At 46.7% G+C, this 16110-nt stretch carries 14 protein-coding genes; 9 read left to right on the top strand and 5 right to left on the bottom strand.

Going from position 1 to position 16110, the window contains the following annotated elements; all coding sequences use genetic code 11:
- Positions 1-129 precede the first annotated feature (129 nt).
- The 4 genes from L1N97_RS11890 to L1N97_RS11875 all read left to right on the top strand — a co-directional run bounded on the left by L1N97_RS11890 (position 130) and on the right by L1N97_RS11875 (position 4113).
- Positions 130-1260, top strand: a complete 1131-nt coding sequence (locus tag L1N97_RS11890) for an ATP-NAD kinase family protein (protein WP_236129945.1) — start codon at positions 130-132, stop codon at positions 1258-1260.
- On the top strand, positions 1250-1567 hold the full coding sequence (locus L1N97_RS11885) for a YfcL family protein (protein ID WP_226750863.1): 318 nt from the start codon (positions 1250-1252) through the stop codon (positions 1565-1567). The genes L1N97_RS11890 and L1N97_RS11885 overlap by 11 nt, the downstream gene beginning before the upstream one ends.
- Positions 1568-1633: 66 nt before the next feature.
- Positions 1634-2248 (top strand): FKBP-type peptidyl-prolyl cis-trans isomerase, encoded by a 615-nt coding sequence (locus L1N97_RS11880; protein ID WP_236129944.1) that lies wholly within the window; start codon positions 1634-1636, stop codon positions 2246-2248.
- Between the two features lie 170 nt (positions 2249-2418).
- Positions 2419-4113, top strand: coding sequence for a methyl-accepting chemotaxis protein (locus tag L1N97_RS11875; protein WP_236129943.1), 1695 nt, complete (start codon positions 2419-2421; stop codon positions 4111-4113).
- A gap of 14 nt (positions 4114-4127) precedes the next feature.
- Here L1N97_RS11875 and dsbB read toward each other — a convergent pair whose 3' ends face one another.
- Positions 4128-4664, bottom strand: coding sequence for a disulfide bond formation protein DsbB (gene dsbB / locus L1N97_RS11870; RefSeq protein ID WP_236129942.1), 537 nt, complete (start codon positions 4662-4664; stop codon positions 4128-4130).
- A 171-nt stretch (positions 4665-4835) separates the two neighbouring features.
- Between dsbB and fadR the strand changes: the two genes are divergently transcribed.
- Both fadR and L1N97_RS11860 read left to right on the top strand, forming a co-directional pair.
- Positions 4836-5549, top strand: coding sequence for a fatty acid metabolism transcriptional regulator FadR (fadR, locus tag L1N97_RS11865; RefSeq protein ID WP_229585155.1), 714 nt, complete (start codon positions 4836-4838; stop codon positions 5547-5549).
- Positions 5550-5689: 140 nt separating this feature from the next.
- A complete protein-coding gene (locus L1N97_RS11860) occupies positions 5690-7933 on the top strand; it encodes an aminotransferase class V-fold PLP-dependent enzyme (RefSeq protein ID WP_236129941.1) in 2244 nt (747 codons plus the stop codon).
- A 61-nt stretch (positions 7934-7994) separates the two neighbouring features.
- On the opposite strand, the gene L1N97_RS11855 is transcribed toward L1N97_RS11860, so the two are convergent.
- The gene (locus L1N97_RS11855; RefSeq protein ID WP_229585157.1) at positions 7995-8675 is read right to left on the bottom strand and encodes a ChrR family anti-sigma-E factor; all 681 of its coding nucleotides are present in this window, start codon (positions 8673-8675) and stop codon (positions 7995-7997) included.
- Positions 8659-9249, bottom strand: coding sequence for a sigma-70 family RNA polymerase sigma factor (locus L1N97_RS11850; protein ID WP_229585158.1), 591 nt, complete (start codon positions 9247-9249; stop codon positions 8659-8661). Before L1N97_RS11850 ends, L1N97_RS11855 begins: the two co-directional genes overlap by 17 nt.
- 251 nt (positions 9250-9500) lie before the next feature.
- Here L1N97_RS11850 and L1N97_RS11845 point away from each other — a divergent pair, with 251 nt between their 5' ends.
- On the top strand, positions 9501-10109 hold the full coding sequence (locus L1N97_RS11845) for an FMN-dependent NADH-azoreductase (RefSeq protein WP_236129940.1): 609 nt from the start codon (positions 9501-9503) through the stop codon (positions 10107-10109).
- A gap of 149 nt (positions 10110-10258) precedes the next feature.
- A complete protein-coding gene (locus L1N97_RS11840; protein ID WP_236129939.1) occupies positions 10259-12727 on the top strand; it encodes a S9 family peptidase in 2469 nt (822 codons plus the stop codon).
- Positions 12728-13141: 414 nt separating this feature from the next.
- On the opposite strand, the gene L1N97_RS11835 is transcribed toward L1N97_RS11840, so the two are convergent.
- The gene (locus tag L1N97_RS11835) at positions 13142-13825 is read right to left on the bottom strand and encodes an RluA family pseudouridine synthase (RefSeq protein WP_442967233.1); all 684 of its coding nucleotides are present in this window, start codon (positions 13823-13825) and stop codon (positions 13142-13144) included.
- Between the two features lie 104 nt (positions 13826-13929).
- On the opposite strand from L1N97_RS11835, the gene L1N97_RS11830 reads away from it, so the two are divergent.
- Positions 13930-14601 carry an RluA family pseudouridine synthase gene (locus L1N97_RS11830; RefSeq protein WP_236129938.1) on the top strand — a complete coding sequence of 224 codons (672 nt, stop codon included), beginning with the start codon at positions 13930-13932 and terminating at the stop codon, positions 14599-14601.
- Here L1N97_RS11830 and L1N97_RS11825 read toward each other — a convergent pair.
- On the bottom strand, positions 14558-16051 hold the full coding sequence (locus L1N97_RS11825) for a PAS domain-containing protein (protein ID WP_236129937.1): 1494 nt from the start codon (positions 16049-16051) through the stop codon (positions 14558-14560). The genes L1N97_RS11830 and L1N97_RS11825 overlap by 44 nt on opposite strands.
- Between the last annotated feature and the right edge of the window lie 59 nt (positions 16052-16110).

Below are 16110 nucleotides of genomic sequence, written 5' to 3'. Positions count from 1 at the left end.
CTGTTACTGGGTTGCGATGCGCTGGTCTGGCGGCTGATCGCTGGGAAATAGCCAGATTAGCAGGTACAATGCGCGGCAATTGCAATACGCCTGCTTTTAAGAGGCAGCGAGCTATAGGTAGCAGTAGTTATGGCGAAACGATTTCGATTAGGCTTAATTATTAACCCATTAGCCGGCTTGGGCGGTAGCGTGGGGTTAAAAGGTAGCGATCAACTGGCCGAGCAAGCCTTGGCGCTTGGCGCTACGCCGATGGCCGGCGCGCGCGCTCGTGTCTGTTTAGAGCAGTTATTACCACTGCAGCAGCAAGTTGAAATTCTCACGGTTGCCGATGACATGGGCGAGGCTTTGGCCGCCGAGTTAGGTTTTCAGTATCAGGTATGTTACACCCCAACACAACATCCTACACAAGCGCTGGATACGGAACACGCTGCCGAGCTGATTGCAGCGGCGGGCGTTGATTTACTGTTATTCGCAGGTGGCGATGGCACCGCGCGCAATGTTTGCAGTGTGGTAGCAGATCGCACCACGGTGCTGGGCATTCCTGCTGGCTGTAAAATTCATTCGGGCGTGTATGCCATATCACCGCTGGCCGCAGGGAAGTTACTGAGCAAGTTAGTCGCAGGTGAATTAGTTAGCCAGCAAGAAGCGGCGGTGATGGATATTGATGAAGTGGCGTTTCGCCAAGGCGTGGTGAAAGCACGGCGTTATGGTGAAATGCGTATTCCGGCTGAATTACGTTATGTCCAAAGCGTGAAAATGGCGGGCAAAGAATCCGCTGAGCTGGTGTTGGATGATTTAGCAGCTTATGTGGCCAGCCAATTAGAAGATGACGTGCGTTATGTGATGGGCTCTGGTTCAACCGTGGCTGCAGTGATGGCGGAGTTAGGCTTAGAAAACACCTTGCTAGGGGTAGATGTCGTTGAAAATGGCCAACTATTAGCGCAAGACGTGACCGCCAGTGAACTGCTTGATTGGGTAAAAGATTATCCTAGTAAGTTAGTTATCACTTTGATAGGCGGGCAAGGCCATGTGTTTGGTCGAGGTAATCAGCAACTATCCCCTGCGGTGATCCGTGCCGTAGGCCGTGACAACATTTTATTATTAGCCACTAAAACCAAGTTACAACAATTAGACGGACGGCCGTTGTTGGCCGATACCGGCGATGTCGCATTAGATCGTGAGCTGCAAGGCTTGATCAGTGTGCTAACCGGTTACAACGATTATGTTATTTACCGTCTAGGATATGAGGATGAGCATTAAGATGCAGCAACAAGAACATACCGAGCAGTTTATTGAGCAGGCCGCCGCCTATTTTGATCAGTTAGTGCCCATTGCGACCGATGATGAGTTATTTGCTGCAGGTTACTTACGCGGCCATGTTGATTTAGTGGTGGGGACCTTGCAGGTCACTGAGCAGCCTTTTCACGTCAGCGATATTGTGGCGCAAGTGGAGCAGAGTTTGGCGCAAGCCATTGCCGGCGGTGAACTGACTGAGCAAGATCAGCAGCAAGTTCGTGCGGTTTGGCAACAGTTACAATCGTCTTGCGAGACAAGTTCTTCTAATTAGCGTAAGATAAGCGCAATTTTAACTCTGATGGTGCTTAGCGCCATCCGTCAAGGATAAGTGGAACGCATGTCAAAATTTACCACCTTAGAGCAACACGCAAGTTACGGTATTGGTTTACAGATGGGTCAGCAGCTTGCTGATCGTCCATTTGATGGCTTAGATATTACTGCGGTGGCCGCAGGTTTAGCCGCAGCATACAATGAAGAAGCGCCAGAAGTGACCGAAGATCAAGTTCGTGCTGCTTTTACGGTTATCAGTGAGCGTATGCAAGCCGTTGAACAAGAAAAAGCGGCGGCTTTAGCCGAAGCGGGCGAAGTATTTTTAACGGAAAACGCCAAGCGTGCAGAAGTCACCACCACCGCTTCAGGTTTACAATATGAAGTGTTAGTTGCCGCCGATGGTGAAAAACCGACTGCTGCTTCTACCGTGCGCACGCACTATCACGGTACTTTAATTGACGGCACGGTCTTTGACAGCTCTTATCAGCGTGGCGAGCCTGCTGAGTTCCCAGTATCAGGCGTGATTGCTGGCTGGACTGAAGCGTTACAAATGATGGCGGTAGGTTCAAAGTTACGTTTATATGTGCCACATAACCTCGCTTACGGCGAACGTGGTGCAGGTAATGCAATCGCCCCATTTAGCACGCTGATTTTTGACGTTGAGCTGTTAGCTATCGTTTAAGCTCGCGCGGTATTCGTTGTTAAAAAGCGCCGACTTAGTTCGGCGCTTTTTTTATGATGAGCAAGAACGCGGTAAGCGTTAATCTTACGTTTTTCATGCCTTTATACAGCAGTATGGCAAAACTAGGTTTATACTGACTGTTGAATTTAGCCGTTAACATGGAGTAACTGATGGCCAACCTTACCATCCAAACCCGAATTTTATTATTAGCTCTGATCCCCAGCACCTTGCTTGCCGTGTTGTTAGTGAGCTTTAGTTTGTTACAAGCTAAATCTTTGGGTCAGCAAGGGGTTGATAGTTTTGAAGAGATGTTTCAGCAAAGTCAGCAAGCCTTAATTAAAAACTATATGCAATTAGGCAAAAGTGCCATTGCCCATCTTTATAACGCGCCTGATGCCGCCACTAACCCAGCAGTTAAAGCTGAAGCTATCGAGATTTTAAGGCAATTGCGTTTTGATGATAGCGGCAGTATGGGCTATTTCTTTATTTATGATCAGCAAGGCGTCAATGTGATGCATGCGGCTAATGAGGCCTTACAAGGCCGTAACCTGATGGATCTAAAAGATCCAAATGGTGTAGAAGTGATCCGAGGTTTATGGAATGCGGCGCGAAGTGGTGACGGTTATTTATATTATCATTGGAATAATACCCAGACTAACCTGACTGAGCCCAAATTGGGGTACGCTGAAGAGTTAAGTAAGTGGGGGTTGATGCTTGGCACGGGTTTTTGGATTGACAGTTTAGATAAACAAGTGGCGCTGATGCAGCAAAAAGTGGATGAATCACTCAGTACCAGCTTTTGGAGCTCACTGGGTACCGCCGTCGCCTCGTTAATCGTGATTATGTTGTTGGCGCTGGTTGTGGTGCGCAGCATTATTACGCCGTTAAAATCAGTTGTTACGGCAATGACCGCAATAGCGCAAGGGGGGGGGGATTTACGCCATCGTTTAACCGTGAGTGGTAATGATGAATTAGCACAGTTGTCCGAAGCCTTTAACCGCTTTGCCAGTCAGGTACGAGATTTGGTTGCAAGGGTTGCCGGTTCAACTTCAACTTTAAACAGCAGTGCCGGTGAATTAAACACCATCATGCGACAAGCCACTCAGGGCGTGAGTCGTCAGCAATCAGAAAGTGATCAAGTCGCTACCGCGATGAATGAAATGGCGGCATCTTCACAAGAGGTGGCCGACAGTGCGATGCAAGCATCATCCGCGGCAGCGGATGCGGAAGATCTGGTCAGTAACTCGAAGCAAACACTGGAGAAAACCGTACAAGTAATTGATGGTTTAGCTTTGCAAGTGAATGATGGCGTATCGGTTATTGCAGATTTAAGCAAAGAGTCTGATCGGATTGGCGGGGTGTTAGATGTGATCCGCAGTATTGCTGAGCAAACTAATCTGTTAGCGCTAAATGCGGCAATTGAAGCGGCCCGAGCCGGTGAAGCGGGGCGGGGTTTTGCCGTAGTCGCCGATGAAGTGCGCACGCTGGCCAGCCGCACGCAAAAAAGCACTCAAGAAATTCAGCAAATGATTTCACGCTTACACTCAGGTATTAAAGGTGCGATTGAGCTGATCAGTCAGTTAAAGCAAAGCAGTCAGAGCAGCGTAGATGAGATCCGCCAAGTAGAATTGGCATTAAATCAAATTAGTACTGCGGTAAATACCATTAATAACATGAACGCACAAATTGCCACCGCAGCAGAAGAGCAAACCCATGTTTCTGGTGCCATTAACGAAAATGTGCATCAAATTGTTATGGTTATCGAAGAAACAGCTGGTGGTACCCAACGGGCCACACACACCAGCGAACAACTCACGGCACTCGCCACAGAGTTGGATCAATTAGTCAGTAATTACCGAGTGTAAACAGGGTTTGTGGGTTAATCCATGTAAGGGTTTTTGTTGAGCCGGCTAAATTGGCTGGCCAACACCACTACCGCGACGACACTGTAACTTAACATGATGATCCGGCTCCATTGCGCCATGCTGAGCGAAGCAAATTGCCAACTTACCCCGCCACAAGTACCGGTGACTTCAAAAACCGCGGGAAACCAGCGATCTAAAGCTAACCAACTAGGAAAATCGGCAAACAGGGCACAAGTGGTAAAACCGCCGCTGGCTAATGTTTGCTCTATCACCACCAATTCTTGCGCTTGCCAGAAACCATAAAGCGCAGCGCCAAGCCAAGCTAAGTTAGCCACAAAACGGCCAATGGTTTGTCTAGACGCAAAAGCACCGATTAAACCGGCTACCAGAATACCAAGAAAGGCTGCGCGAATATAAATACACTTGATACAAGGTTGAAAATTAAGCACATACTGAAAATATAAGCCGGAAGCTTCAAATAATAACGCGGTGAAAGCCAGTAAAAGCCAAGGCCAACGTTTGAGAGAAAGTGATTTAAGCGCTTGAAACATGCTGCTGCCTGCAAAGTTAAGCAAATATAGCTAAACAATTTAAGGTATTTCAACAGAATACACAATGAAGTCTGTCTTAGTGTAGCGAATTTTGCCGTGTGTCTTGTTAACTGCTATCGCTCTGGTACAATCAGTGGATAATTTTAAGACTAATGAGACGGATTAATCCGCATGACCAACCTAATTAAAGCACAAAGCCCTGCAGGCTTTGCTGAAGAGTATATTGTTGATTCAATCTGGAATGGCAAATTTGCCCCAGGTTCTATATTACCGGCTGAGCGTGAGCTATCAGAATTGATTGGTGTAACCCGCACAACCTTGCGTGAAGTGTTACAACGTTTAGCGCGCGATGGTTGGTTAACCATTCAACATGGCAAACCCACTAAAGTGAATAACTTTTGGGAAACCTCAGGTTTAAATATTTTAGAAACGCTGGCGCGGCTTGATGAAGAGCATATGCCAGACTTAGTAGATGAACTGCTTTCTGCCCGGACTAATATTAGCGCTATCTATATTCGTGGCGCCATTAAGACGCATCAGCAGCAGGTGATTGATTATTTAAGTAACGCTGAAACCTTAGACGATACTGCAGAAGCCTTTGCTGAGTTTGATTACAACCTCAACCATGAATTAGCGCTGCATTCTTCTAACCGTATTTATGTGTTGATCTTAAATGGCTTTCGCGGCTTGTATAACAAAATTGCCCGTTTTTATTTTTCACAACCGGCAGCCCGTGCGCTCGCCCGCAGCTATTATGAACAGTTAAAGCAGATGGCCCAGGCCGGTAAGCATAACGACGTGATCATGGTCGTGCGTAAATACGGTATTGAAAGTGGCAAAATTTGGTTAGAGATGCGCCCACAGATCCCAAATGATTTGATTTAATCTACTGTAGTATATAGAAAAAGCCGCTATTGTTATCAATAGCGGCTTTTTTATTTAATGCTGTGCCAAGCAAACCAAATGATATAACATATAACCTTTAGTTATAAGTTGGTTTTCGCCACGTTTTTGGAGTTTCCTCGATGTCAGCACCCTCCCACCGTTGTCGCACTTTGGCCGAAGTGTATTTAGATAATAATGCGACTACACCGGTGTTGCCGGCAGTGGCCGCTGCCGTGATGCAAACAATGCAGCAAGACTTTGGCAATCCAAGCAGCAGCCATAGTACCGGTATTAAAGCGAAGGTTGCCTTGGAGCATACCCGCAGTTTGGCGCGGCAATTATTGGGGGCTGCCACAGGCGAGATTATTTTCACTTCGGGGGCAACAGAGGGCATTCAAACGTCGGTGATATCCGCGTTGCAAGCGCTGCGTGCTCGCGGCTTATGTGGGCCTGAAACCTTATTATTATATGGCGCGACCGAGCATAAAGCCGTTCCGGAAAGTTTAAAGTACTGGAACAAGCTTTTACAAATTAATGCGACGGTACAGGCTATTCCTGTACTGAACAGTGGGCTAATTGACACGGATGCGTTACGTCAATTATTACCTCGTGCTGCTATGGTTTGCACTATGGCGGCTAATAACGAAACGGGGGTAAAACAAGATTTAGTGGCGTTAGAAAAACTGATCCGTGAAGTGAAACCGGATGCGTATTGGTTGGTTGATTGCGTACAGGCTCTGGGCAAAATGTCTTTAGATTTTGCGAAGATCAGTATCGATTATGCGCCGTTCAGTGGCCATAAGTTGTATGGTCCTAAGGGCATTGGTTTTTTGTATGTTCGCCCAGGTGCGCCTTATCAGCCATTAATTGCTGGTGGTGGTCAAGAGGGCGGTTTACGCTCGGGTACAGAAAACTTACCGGGTATCGCCGCTTTAAGTACCATCTTTAGTCAATTACTGAACCCTGAATCAAGTGTGTTCTGCGCTGATGCGGTGCTGTGGCATTACCGGCAACAACTGCTAGCTGCGCTTCGTCAGGTTTTCCCGGCCTTGGTATTAAATAGCGCTGAGCCACATATTCTCGCCACAACCTTAAATTTTGCTGTGCCAGGTTTCTTTGCCAAAGATATTTTAGATCTGTTTGATGCGGCGGGTATTCGCGTGAGTTCAGGCTCTGCGTGTAGCTCAAAAGTAACCGGTAGTTTTGTCTTAGATGCCATGGGGCTGGAGCGCTGGCGCAGTGAAGGCGCTATTCGTTTATCTTTTGGCCCCGCGATGACAGCAGAAGAATGTGACGAAGCGTGCAAGCGTATTGTCAGTTTAGCGCCAGTGGTGCGCCAACACTGTTTAGTGTTAACGGACGCGGATCCGCTGAATATGAGCGTGGCGGCCGGTTTGTCACAATTTAAATATGATGCTAATTGCAGTTATTTACTCAGTTGTGAGCACAGTCGCCAAGCCATTATTATTGATCCGGTTATGCCGTTAGCAGAGCGTTTAGTGAATATTATTCAAGGGCAGGGTTTAACATTAGTTGCCGTGTTGGATACGCATTTGCATCAACAAGCCAACCCTGCGTCAAAGTTATTACGACAATTGTTGGTCGATGCAAAGGAGCAGGATGCAACCGGTTGGCCGTTGGCACAAGTTACGCTGCAAGTTGGTGCTTATCAATTAAGCCGCATTGCTACCCCGGGCCATAGTTCGCAAGCTTATAGTGTGTTGTTAAAACAAGCTGATAGTATCACTGCTGCCTTTATTGGCGATATTTTACTGCCAGCAGGTATTGGTCGCACCGATCTTGACGGTGGGAGTGCCATGGCTTTACAGCAGAGTCTGCAACTTTTGCAAGCAACGGTTTCTGAGCAAACGCTATTATTTTCAAGCCATGATTACGCACAGCGCTTTGTTACCACCTTCGCCTTAGCTAAACAAGAAACCCCTTTGTTACAACAAATTTTAGCCGGCGCTGAGCAAGAGCAATGGCAACAACGATTAAATGAACAAAGTGCGATTTTGCAACAAGCCAGCACGCATTTGTGTGGTTTGGTTGAAGTGTCTCATCAAGATGCCATTGCGTTAGTACAGCCCAATGATTTAGAGCAGTTATTAGGCTCGAAACAGATTACCGTGCTGGATGTGCGTGAGCCCTATGAGCAAAGCGCGGGAGCGGTACAAACCTATTTACCGGTAGCGGCTGAGGTGCTGCAGATCCCTTTATCACGGCTTTGCAATGCCATGCTGCAGCAGCAATTACAGCAAGATCAGCCCTTGTTGTTGATTTGTCGAACGGGTAATAGAAGTTTATTAGCTGCGCGAGTGCTTCGGCGTTTGGGCTTTCAGCAACTGTGGAATTTACAGGGTGGTGTGGCTTTATTAAGCTAAAAAAAGCGCCGGCAATAGCCGGCGCAACAGTGCTACATCAGAAGTACTTGTTGAAACGGGTTTAGTAAAAAAACTGCTGTAACGGGTTCAATAAACGCACTAAGCCTTTGTTGAACTTTAATGGCGCGCTCAGTACCGACAAACATAAACAATCTTCGTCAGCCCGAGTGTGCGGCGTATGCGTATCGTCAGGTGAATTAATTAATAAATCACCCGCACCGTATTCACCGCTTTCATCATAAATACGCCCACTTAATACCAGTGTCATTTCCATGCCTAAATGGCTATGGTTTGGCACTTCGGTACCTTTATCAATATACAGCAAAGACACATGGGTTTTTTCACCGGCAGGCAACTTAGCAGTGGCAATGCCGCCTAACTGTAACCATTTGCTTTGTTGCGTCACTAAACGGCTTAGTGCACGTGGTATACGAAACTCACGCCCATTGACGTTTACCGTTACTGACTCTTGTTGCTTCGGCGCGTGTGAGCCTGTGTTAGGTTGCTGCGCCGTAATGAACTCAAGCATCTGTGCGAAATCATCAGCGTTGTTATTTGTTTCTGGGGCTAACTTGGCTAATTGACTGCCTTGATCGTTGTGTAAATCTTGGCACAGGTGCTGACAGTGCGGACACAAGTCAATATGTGTGGCAACTGCCAAGGCAACTTCAGCAGAAAGCGTGCCTTCTACATACTGTTCCATCAGCATCATTCCAGGATGAAATTTAACTGCGTGTGTCATCTAATGCCTCTCTCAATCGATCTAGCGCCAACCTGATCCGTGACTTTACTGTGCCAAGCGGAATTCCTAGCTCATCGGATACTTCTTGATGAGATTTTTCTTCTAAATAAACTTTTTGCATTACCATTCGCTGTGCTGGCGGTAAAGCATCGAAATGGGGAGCCAGCTTTTCACTCATTAGCATAGTTTCCCATTGCTCAGTAGTGCTGCCTTCTTGCTCTGGGTAATCACCATCAGCCCATAAGTCATCGGCGCTGATGTCATCTTTACGGCTTTGCTTTTTGCGCAACATGTCAAAACGGACATTACGCGCAATAGTAAAGATCCAAGTAGAAGCGCAGCCTCGACTTGCGTCGAACAAATTGGCTTTTTTCCAAACATTAAGCATGGTGTCTTGAACCATCTCTAAAGCTTGCTGCTCGTTGCCGAACATCTTCATACCAAAAGCTTTTAAGCGTGGCGCAAAGTAGCTAAATAGCTCAGCGTAAGCTGCTTTGTCAGCATTTACAGCGACATAAGTTAAAGCGTCTTCCCATTGCCCAGTGCGGATATTGGGTTCTGCACTAATAGTCATACGGTCGGGCATCCTCGTTTTAGCTCTCGAGTTGTCATGATGCCCTGATAGCACGGTAGATTCCAACATATTCGTTATTTCCCGGCGATTAAGTGCGTTTTTTGAAACGTGCAATTTATACGCAGCGAAATAGGAACTGGTTTTAAATATAATTAAAATAAAAAATAGAACGTTAAATCCGAAATTATCCGTTTTTAATTCTAAAAAGTTGCATGTAACATCAGCTAAATTTTTTTAAACGGAGAATGTTGATGAAAAATATCTTAGTGATAAACAGCTCGATCAGTGGCTCTGCCGGTAAATCTGTAGAATTAGTGCAACACTTTTTAGCACAGTTGCCGCAAGCGCAGCACAAGGTAACTGAAATTGATTTAAATGCGACGCCACTGGCGCATTTGACAATGCCTGAGATGGGAAGTTGGATGACGGCTGCAGCAGAGCGTAATGCCGAGCAACAACAACTCGCGGCAATTTCTGATGATTTAGTGGCTCAGATTAAAGCGGCTGACGTTTTAGTATTTGGTGTGCCCATGTACAACTTTGCGATACCCAGCCAATTAAAAGCGCTGTTAGATCGTTTAGCAAGAGTAGGGGTGACCTTTAAATACACTGAGCAAGGCCCAGTCGGGTTGTTAAACGACAAGCCCGTGGTTTTCGCACTGACTCGTGGTGGCGTATATGCAAATGGTCCGGCTGACAGTCAGGTACCTTTCTTAAAAACCTTTTTTAATTTCTTAGGGCTAACGCAATTGCATTTTGTTTACGCCGAGGGCTTAAATATGGGGCCTGACAGTGCGGCACAAGCCATGAGTAAGGCAAAAACGCAACTTAGCGCACTCGGCAAGCAGTTATTTGCTTAATGTTTGTTTTTTAGCTGCAACACAAACCGGCGTGATGCCGGTTTTTTGCTTTTTAGCGTATTGGCTTTGCATTCAGGCGCAATCGGTTGCGTTCTGATTTCAAGCTTTGTATAACAGCAGGGTCTTAGGCAGAAATGAAGAATAACTCTATGAAAAAATTTCACTGCGCCATACTTGCTTTAAGTGTCAGCTCGTTATTGTGTTTTAGTTCGGTTGTGGCTGCAAAAGGTGAGCCTCGTACTTGGGCAACCGACACCATCAGCGTTGTGCAACAAAATCAAGTTGATCCGTCAATTCGATTGACGATGGAACACATTATGGCGGATCCGGATTGGTTGGGTCGTCAACCAGAAAGCGCTTTTTGGGCACCAGATAGCAGCACGGTGTATTATCAACGTAAACGTGAGCAAAGCGAATTGCGCGATTGGTTTCGTCGTCCGGTGCAAGGCGCAGGCAATGGTGAGCAAGTTAAACTCGCTGATTGGCATCAAATGGGTGCAGAACAGTTAGTTTTTAACGCTGATCGCAGCAAAATGGCTTATATTTTTGAAGGCAACCTGTTTGTCATAATTGATGGGAAGTTGCAGCAACTGACCCGCAGTAATAACAGTCAAAGCAGACCACAATTTTTGTTAGATGGTCGTTTAGCCTATCAACAAGGTTGGGATTTTTTTGCTTATGACTTTAACAACGGTAGCCATAGCGAAATTGCCAGTTTAAAAACAGAAGATGCCCCCACCGCACCTGCACCGGCAAAAGGCTATTTGGGTCAAGAGCAAGCGAAGCTGATCCGATATATTGGGCTACAACAACAAAATCAAACCGAGCGTTATCAGGCCGCACAGCAGTTACGCACTGAAAATAATAGCATGGCTCCGGCCGCGATTTATTTGGGTAAAGGGCAACAAATTGTTGATGCCAGCTTATCGCCCAAGGGTGATTTTTTGATGCTTGCTACGCGTAAATCGAGTGCTCGCAATGACAAAGATATTATGCCGAATTATATTACGGCTAACGGTGATATTGCCGCGCAGCAGGTGCGTGCACGTGTGAATGATTTTTCTCCTGAGCCGCAAAAGTTGCTGTTAGTTGATTTACAACAAAACAGCATGCAGGAGCTCAGTTATAGCAGTTTGCCAGGTTATAACGAAGATGTACTGGCAGAAGTGAAAGCAGAAAATGCCAAGGCACTGGGTAAAAAGTATCAATCGGAAAAAGTGATCCGTGATATTGGCTTAATGACCGATTGGTATTGGAGCCAAAGTGCCATGCGTTGGCACAATAACGGTCAGCAAGTGGCGGTCATGTTAAAAGCCTTTGACAATAAAGACCGTTGGATTGCCACTGTCGATTTGGCGAAAAAGCAGTTAGTACCTCAGCATCGTTTGCATGATAAAGCTTGGGTTAATTACGCTTTTAATGATTTTGGTTGGTTAAACAACAGTGAAACCTTGTTCTTCTTATCGGAAGAAAGTGGTTATGCCCACCTTTACAGCAAAGCATTAACGGCGAAAAAAGCGACAAAATTAACCTCAGGCACATTTGAAGTGACCGGCCCGGTGTTAACGCATGACGATCAGTACATCTATTTCACCGCCAACAAGAGCCATCCTGGGATCTACAATGTGTATCGCCAAGTGCTCGGCACTAACCAGACTGAACAGGTAACCAATTTACTGGGCAGTACGGAGTTTACTTTATCGCCAGATGAACAGCAGTTGTTGCTGCGCCACTCAACCAACCTGATGCCACCTGAGCTGTTTGTAGCAGAGGCGAAGGCAGGTACAACGGTTCGTCAGTTAACGGATACGGTTTCTGCAGCGTTTCGGCAGTTACCACTAGTTGCACCTCAGGTTGTGGCTGTGCCTTCAAGCCATGGCTCACATCCGGTATTTAGCAAATTGTATTTACCGGCTGATTATCAGCAAGGCGAGGCCCGTCGTGCTGTCGTGTTTAACCATGGCGCCGGTTATCTGCAGAACAGTGATCTAGGTTGGTCTGGTTATTTTCGTGAATTCTTGTTCCATAACTTGTTGGTTCAACAAGGCTATGTGGTACTTGATATGGATTACCGCGCATCAAAAGGTTACGGCCGAGATTGGCGCACTGCGATATATCGGCAGATGGGAACACCTGAAATTGAAGATTTAGTTGATGGTGTGGACTATTTAGTCAAAAACGCCAATGTCGACCGCAAGCGTGTGGGTACTTACGGGGGTTCATACGGTGGTTTCATGACTTTTATGGCGTTGTTTAAAGAGCCTGAGTTATTTCAAGCAGGGGCAGCGCTGCGTCCAGTCAGTGATTGGGCTTATTACAACCATCCTTATACCTCCAATATTTTAAACACGCCGGCAATCGATCCTATCGCCTATGAGCGCAGCTCGCCCATTTATTTCACCGAAGGTTTGAAAAAGCCCTTACTGATCAATGCCCCCATGGTTGACGACAACGTGTTTTTTCAAGATGTGGTACGTTTGGTGCAGCGCTTAATCGAGCACGAAATTGTTGACTTCGAAACAGCGATTTACCCCGTTGAAGCGCATGGCTTTCGTCAACCAAGCAGCTGGTTAGACGAATATCGTCGCATCCACAAACTGTTCGAAGAAAACCTCTAAACCGCTCATTCCACACAATAAGGGCCTCACTCAGGCCCGACCACACTCCGACACTGGTACGACCGCACTCCGGTACAGGTCGTACCACACTCTGACACTGGTATGACCGCACTCCGGTACAGGTCGTACCACACTCTAACACTGGTACGACCGCACTCCGGTACAGGTCGTACCACACTCTGACACTGGTATGACCGCACTCCGGTACAGGTCGTACCACACTCTAACACTGGTATGACCGCACTCCGGTACTGGTTTTACCACACTCTGACACTGGTACGACCGCACTCCGGTACAGGTCGTACCACACTCTGACACTGGTACGACCGCACTCCGGTACTGGTTGTACCTCACTCTGAGTCTGGTATGACCATACTCAGAGACGTTTTGAGGGGAGGTTTTAACGGAAGGCGCTTAGCGCAGGCGTTGGCCGCTGGCAGTGACGAAATCGCTATCGGCATTAAAGGTGAGTGTTTGTTGGCTGTAAGGTTGTTGCAGTGTCAGTGTGGCGGCATGGAGTAGTAAGCGCGGTGCAGCTTGTTGCACCTCGATAGGGGCATAAAAAGCATCGCCTAAGATCGGATGCCCTAATGCTGCCATATGAACGCGTAATTGATGTGAACGGCCGGTAACGGGCCTTAATTCTACTAAGGCCGAGTTAGCGTATTGCTCTAAAACGTTAAAATGCGTTTCTGCTACTTTGCCTGCGGTATCAACTTGTTGTTTGGGAGGATTATCGGGATCGGCCGCTAAAGGCAGAGTAATGCAACCTGTCGTTTCGGTCACTTGCCCGGCAACAATGGCAAGATAGCGTTTTTTTACCAAACGTTCGGCAAATTGCCGTTTTAATTCTCGCTCGGCTTTGCGCCTTAAAGCAAAAGCCACCACACCGGATGTACTGAGATCTAATCGATGAACTAATTGCGCTAGTGGGTAGATCGCGCAAACTCTGCTGAGCAAACAATCTGCTAACTCAGGCCCTTTACCGGGATTGGTAAGCAGGCCACTGGGTTTATTGACAACTAACAGATCTTTGTCTGCATATAAAATATCTAGCGCAGTTTGCGGAGGGTTATACCGCAGCGGAGCAATCATCATGCTGTTCCTGTGTCAGTGTTTTTGCGCAGCTTAACGGATTTATGGCTGCTGGCTAGGTTTTTTTGCGGCATAATGCCTGTGTTTTTTCGTATTTGAGCGTAACTATGTCTGTTGAACCGCAAGCGTTAGCCATATTACCGGCAACCCAAGACGCCTACCGCATTATTTATCAAGATGATGTGCTGCTGGTGGTGGATAAACCGAGCCATCTCCTCACTGTGCCTGGTCGACATCCGGCGAATCATGACTGTTTAATCAGTCGGGTGCAGCAGGATTTTCCAACTGCCCAGGTGGTGCATCGTTTGGATTATGATACGTCAGGCTTGGTCATTTTACCGTTAAACAAAGCGACACTCTCAGCCATTAGTAAGCAATTTCAGGCACGAACCATAGAAAAAGATTATTTGGCTGTGGTTGCGGGTGACTTACCAGACAGTGGCGAGATTAACTTGCCGATAGCGGTGGATGCTGACAATCGCCCACTGTATAAAATTTGTGCGCAAAGCGGTAAGCCGGCTCTAACGCATTTCACGCGCTTGGCTGATCCTGCTTTAATCGACAGCTCCCGGGTGTTGTTACAGCCGGTGACCGGTCGCTCGCACCAGTTGCGTTTGCATTTGCTCAGTATTGGCCATGCCATCTTAGGGGATACCTTATATGGCACAAAAGCCATTGCAAAAAGAGCCCCGCGTTTACTGTTACATGCTTACCAAATTCGTTTTCAACATCCGCTTAGTGGTGAGTCGGTGCAACTGACAGCGGCCCCGCCTTTTTAGGTAAGGTTGAACGTAACTGGATAAGTACGCTAACCCCATGGCTGGCAGGATAAATGCTGATTAAACTCGGCTCGGTGTGTGAGGGCAGGGTAAACCACAGCTGACTATTTTGTTTTTCAGTAAAGGCCCGTTGGATCGCGCTGATCAGCGGGCTAAAATCGACTTCTGATTGATAGAACACTTCAGTCATGTGTTTACCCGGTGACAAGGCTCTATTACCGGCAATCCATTCCAGAGCTTGCTGGTTGATATAGCTAAAGTGAAAATGGGCATCTAGCATAAATAAACCATCGGTCACATTTTCTAAAATCTGATAAAGCGAGCGCTTAAGCTCATCAGTTTGTAGCCACAGCGCTTTTTGTTTACTGATATCCATGGCTGAACCAAACCAGTAACTTAACTGCCCCGGAGCCTGATAAATGGGTACGGCATGCATCAGGTGCCAACTGTATTGTCCATCCGCACCTAACAACCTAAATTCAATTTTGTATGATGTTTCATGCTGTAAAGCCTGTTGCCAGGCTAACATGGTTGCCGCTTGGTCTTCAGGATGGATGATGTTAAGCCAGTCGGCGACAATACGCTCGGCGCTCCAACCACAAAATACTGCAAAACTTTGTGAAATAAAGTTAATCAGGCCATCCGCATCGGCGATCCATACCTTAACGGGTAAGGTGTCGGCTAGATATTTAAACTGTTGAATTTGCTCACTAAGTGCGTCGTCTGGCGATAATAATGGCTGAAGATTTTGTAATAATCCGCGCACAATGTCGCGATTATCTGGATCCGGATAAGCAACCAGTTTGATCCGTTTCACCGGTAGGCTTTGGTTGGCTAATTGCATTTCAAGCTTAATCATTTTACCTTCAAATAAACAGGCTTGAACTCGGTTTGTTAATTCAGTTTGTGAGGCATCATCAAAACAGGCATAAAACTGCTCAATGGTTAGCTCAAGCTTGTTCAGTTTTAATAACTCGCAACTGGCTGCATCTAATACCACCATTTTTCGGTAGTCATTTAAGTGCCAATGACTTAATCCGGCCACCTCTTGGGCTAAATTTAACTCCAGGCGAGCGCGTTTTTCTTGCTGTAGTTGAGTTTGTTGTAATTGAAGATGGGTAATAATTTTAAAACTTAGCCACCAGAGGATGGCGATGACCAAGGTGGCTAAACCGCGATTGGCCAACACATAGGCTTCTGAGAAGTTATCTGGCGCTGGGGGAGCGATGAAATAACCGAGCCATATGGCCATGATACTTAAACTGGCGGTTAGGTTCAGTAAACGATAACGGTAGGTGAAACCCGCTAGTAAGATCAACGGCGCATATAGCATGCCGTGAGCAAAACCCAGTTGGGTTAAATTATCCGCTAATAAAATGACAAAAATAGCTAAAATGAAGCAGGGGAGCACAAAGCGAGAAGACTGAAAAAAAGCCAAGGTTTTGTGCATGAGGTTCCTTTTCTATGCTCAACGGTAATCTCGCAGCTATGCGAGATCACAAGGTGTGG

The organism is Rheinheimera sp. UJ63, from assembly GCF_021568285.1.
GTDB classification, from domain to species: domain Bacteria; phylum Pseudomonadota; class Gammaproteobacteria; order Enterobacterales; family Alteromonadaceae; genus Alishewanella; species Alishewanella maricola.
This window is presented reverse-complemented; position numbering and strand designations above follow the sequence as displayed.

Coding starts and splice junctions, on each gene's coding strand:
- L1N97_RS11890 (WP_236129945.1), top strand. CDS start 130: ATGGCGAAACGATTTCGATTAGGCTTAATTATTAACCCATTAGCCGGC.
- L1N97_RS11885 (WP_226750863.1), top strand. CDS start 1,250: ATGAGCATTAAGATGCAGCAACAAGAACATACCGAGCAGTTTATTGAG.
- L1N97_RS11880 (WP_236129944.1), top strand. CDS start 1,634: ATGTCAAAATTTACCACCTTAGAGCAACACGCAAGTTACGGTATTGGT.
- L1N97_RS11875 (WP_236129943.1), top strand. CDS start 2,419: ATGGCCAACCTTACCATCCAAACCCGAATTTTATTATTAGCTCTGATC.
- dsbB (WP_236129942.1), bottom strand. CDS start 4,664: ATGTTTCAAGCGCTTAAATCACTTTCTCTCAAACGTTGGCCTTGGCTT.
- fadR (WP_229585155.1), top strand. CDS start 4,836: ATGACCAACCTAATTAAAGCACAAAGCCCTGCAGGCTTTGCTGAAGAG.
- L1N97_RS11860 (WP_236129941.1), top strand. CDS start 5,690: ATGTCAGCACCCTCCCACCGTTGTCGCACTTTGGCCGAAGTGTATTTA.
- L1N97_RS11855 (WP_229585157.1), bottom strand. CDS start 8,675: ATGACACACGCAGTTAAATTTCATCCTGGAATGATGCTGATGGAACAG.
- L1N97_RS11850 (WP_229585158.1), bottom strand. CDS start 9,249: ATGACTATTAGTGCAGAACCCAATATCCGCACTGGGCAATGGGAAGAC.
- L1N97_RS11845 (WP_236129940.1), top strand. CDS start 9,501: ATGAAAAATATCTTAGTGATAAACAGCTCGATCAGTGGCTCTGCCGGT.
- L1N97_RS11840 (WP_236129939.1), top strand. CDS start 10,259: ATGAAAAAATTTCACTGCGCCATACTTGCTTTAAGTGTCAGCTCGTTA.
- L1N97_RS11835 (WP_442967233.1), bottom strand. CDS start 13,825: ATGATGATTGCTCCGCTGCGGTATAACCCTCCGCAAACTGCGCTAGAT.
- L1N97_RS11830 (WP_236129938.1), top strand. CDS start 13,930: ATGTCTGTTGAACCGCAAGCGTTAGCCATATTACCGGCAACCCAAGAC.
- L1N97_RS11825 (WP_236129937.1), bottom strand. CDS start 16,051: ATGCACAAAACCTTGGCTTTTTTTCAGTCTTCTCGCTTTGTGCTCCCC.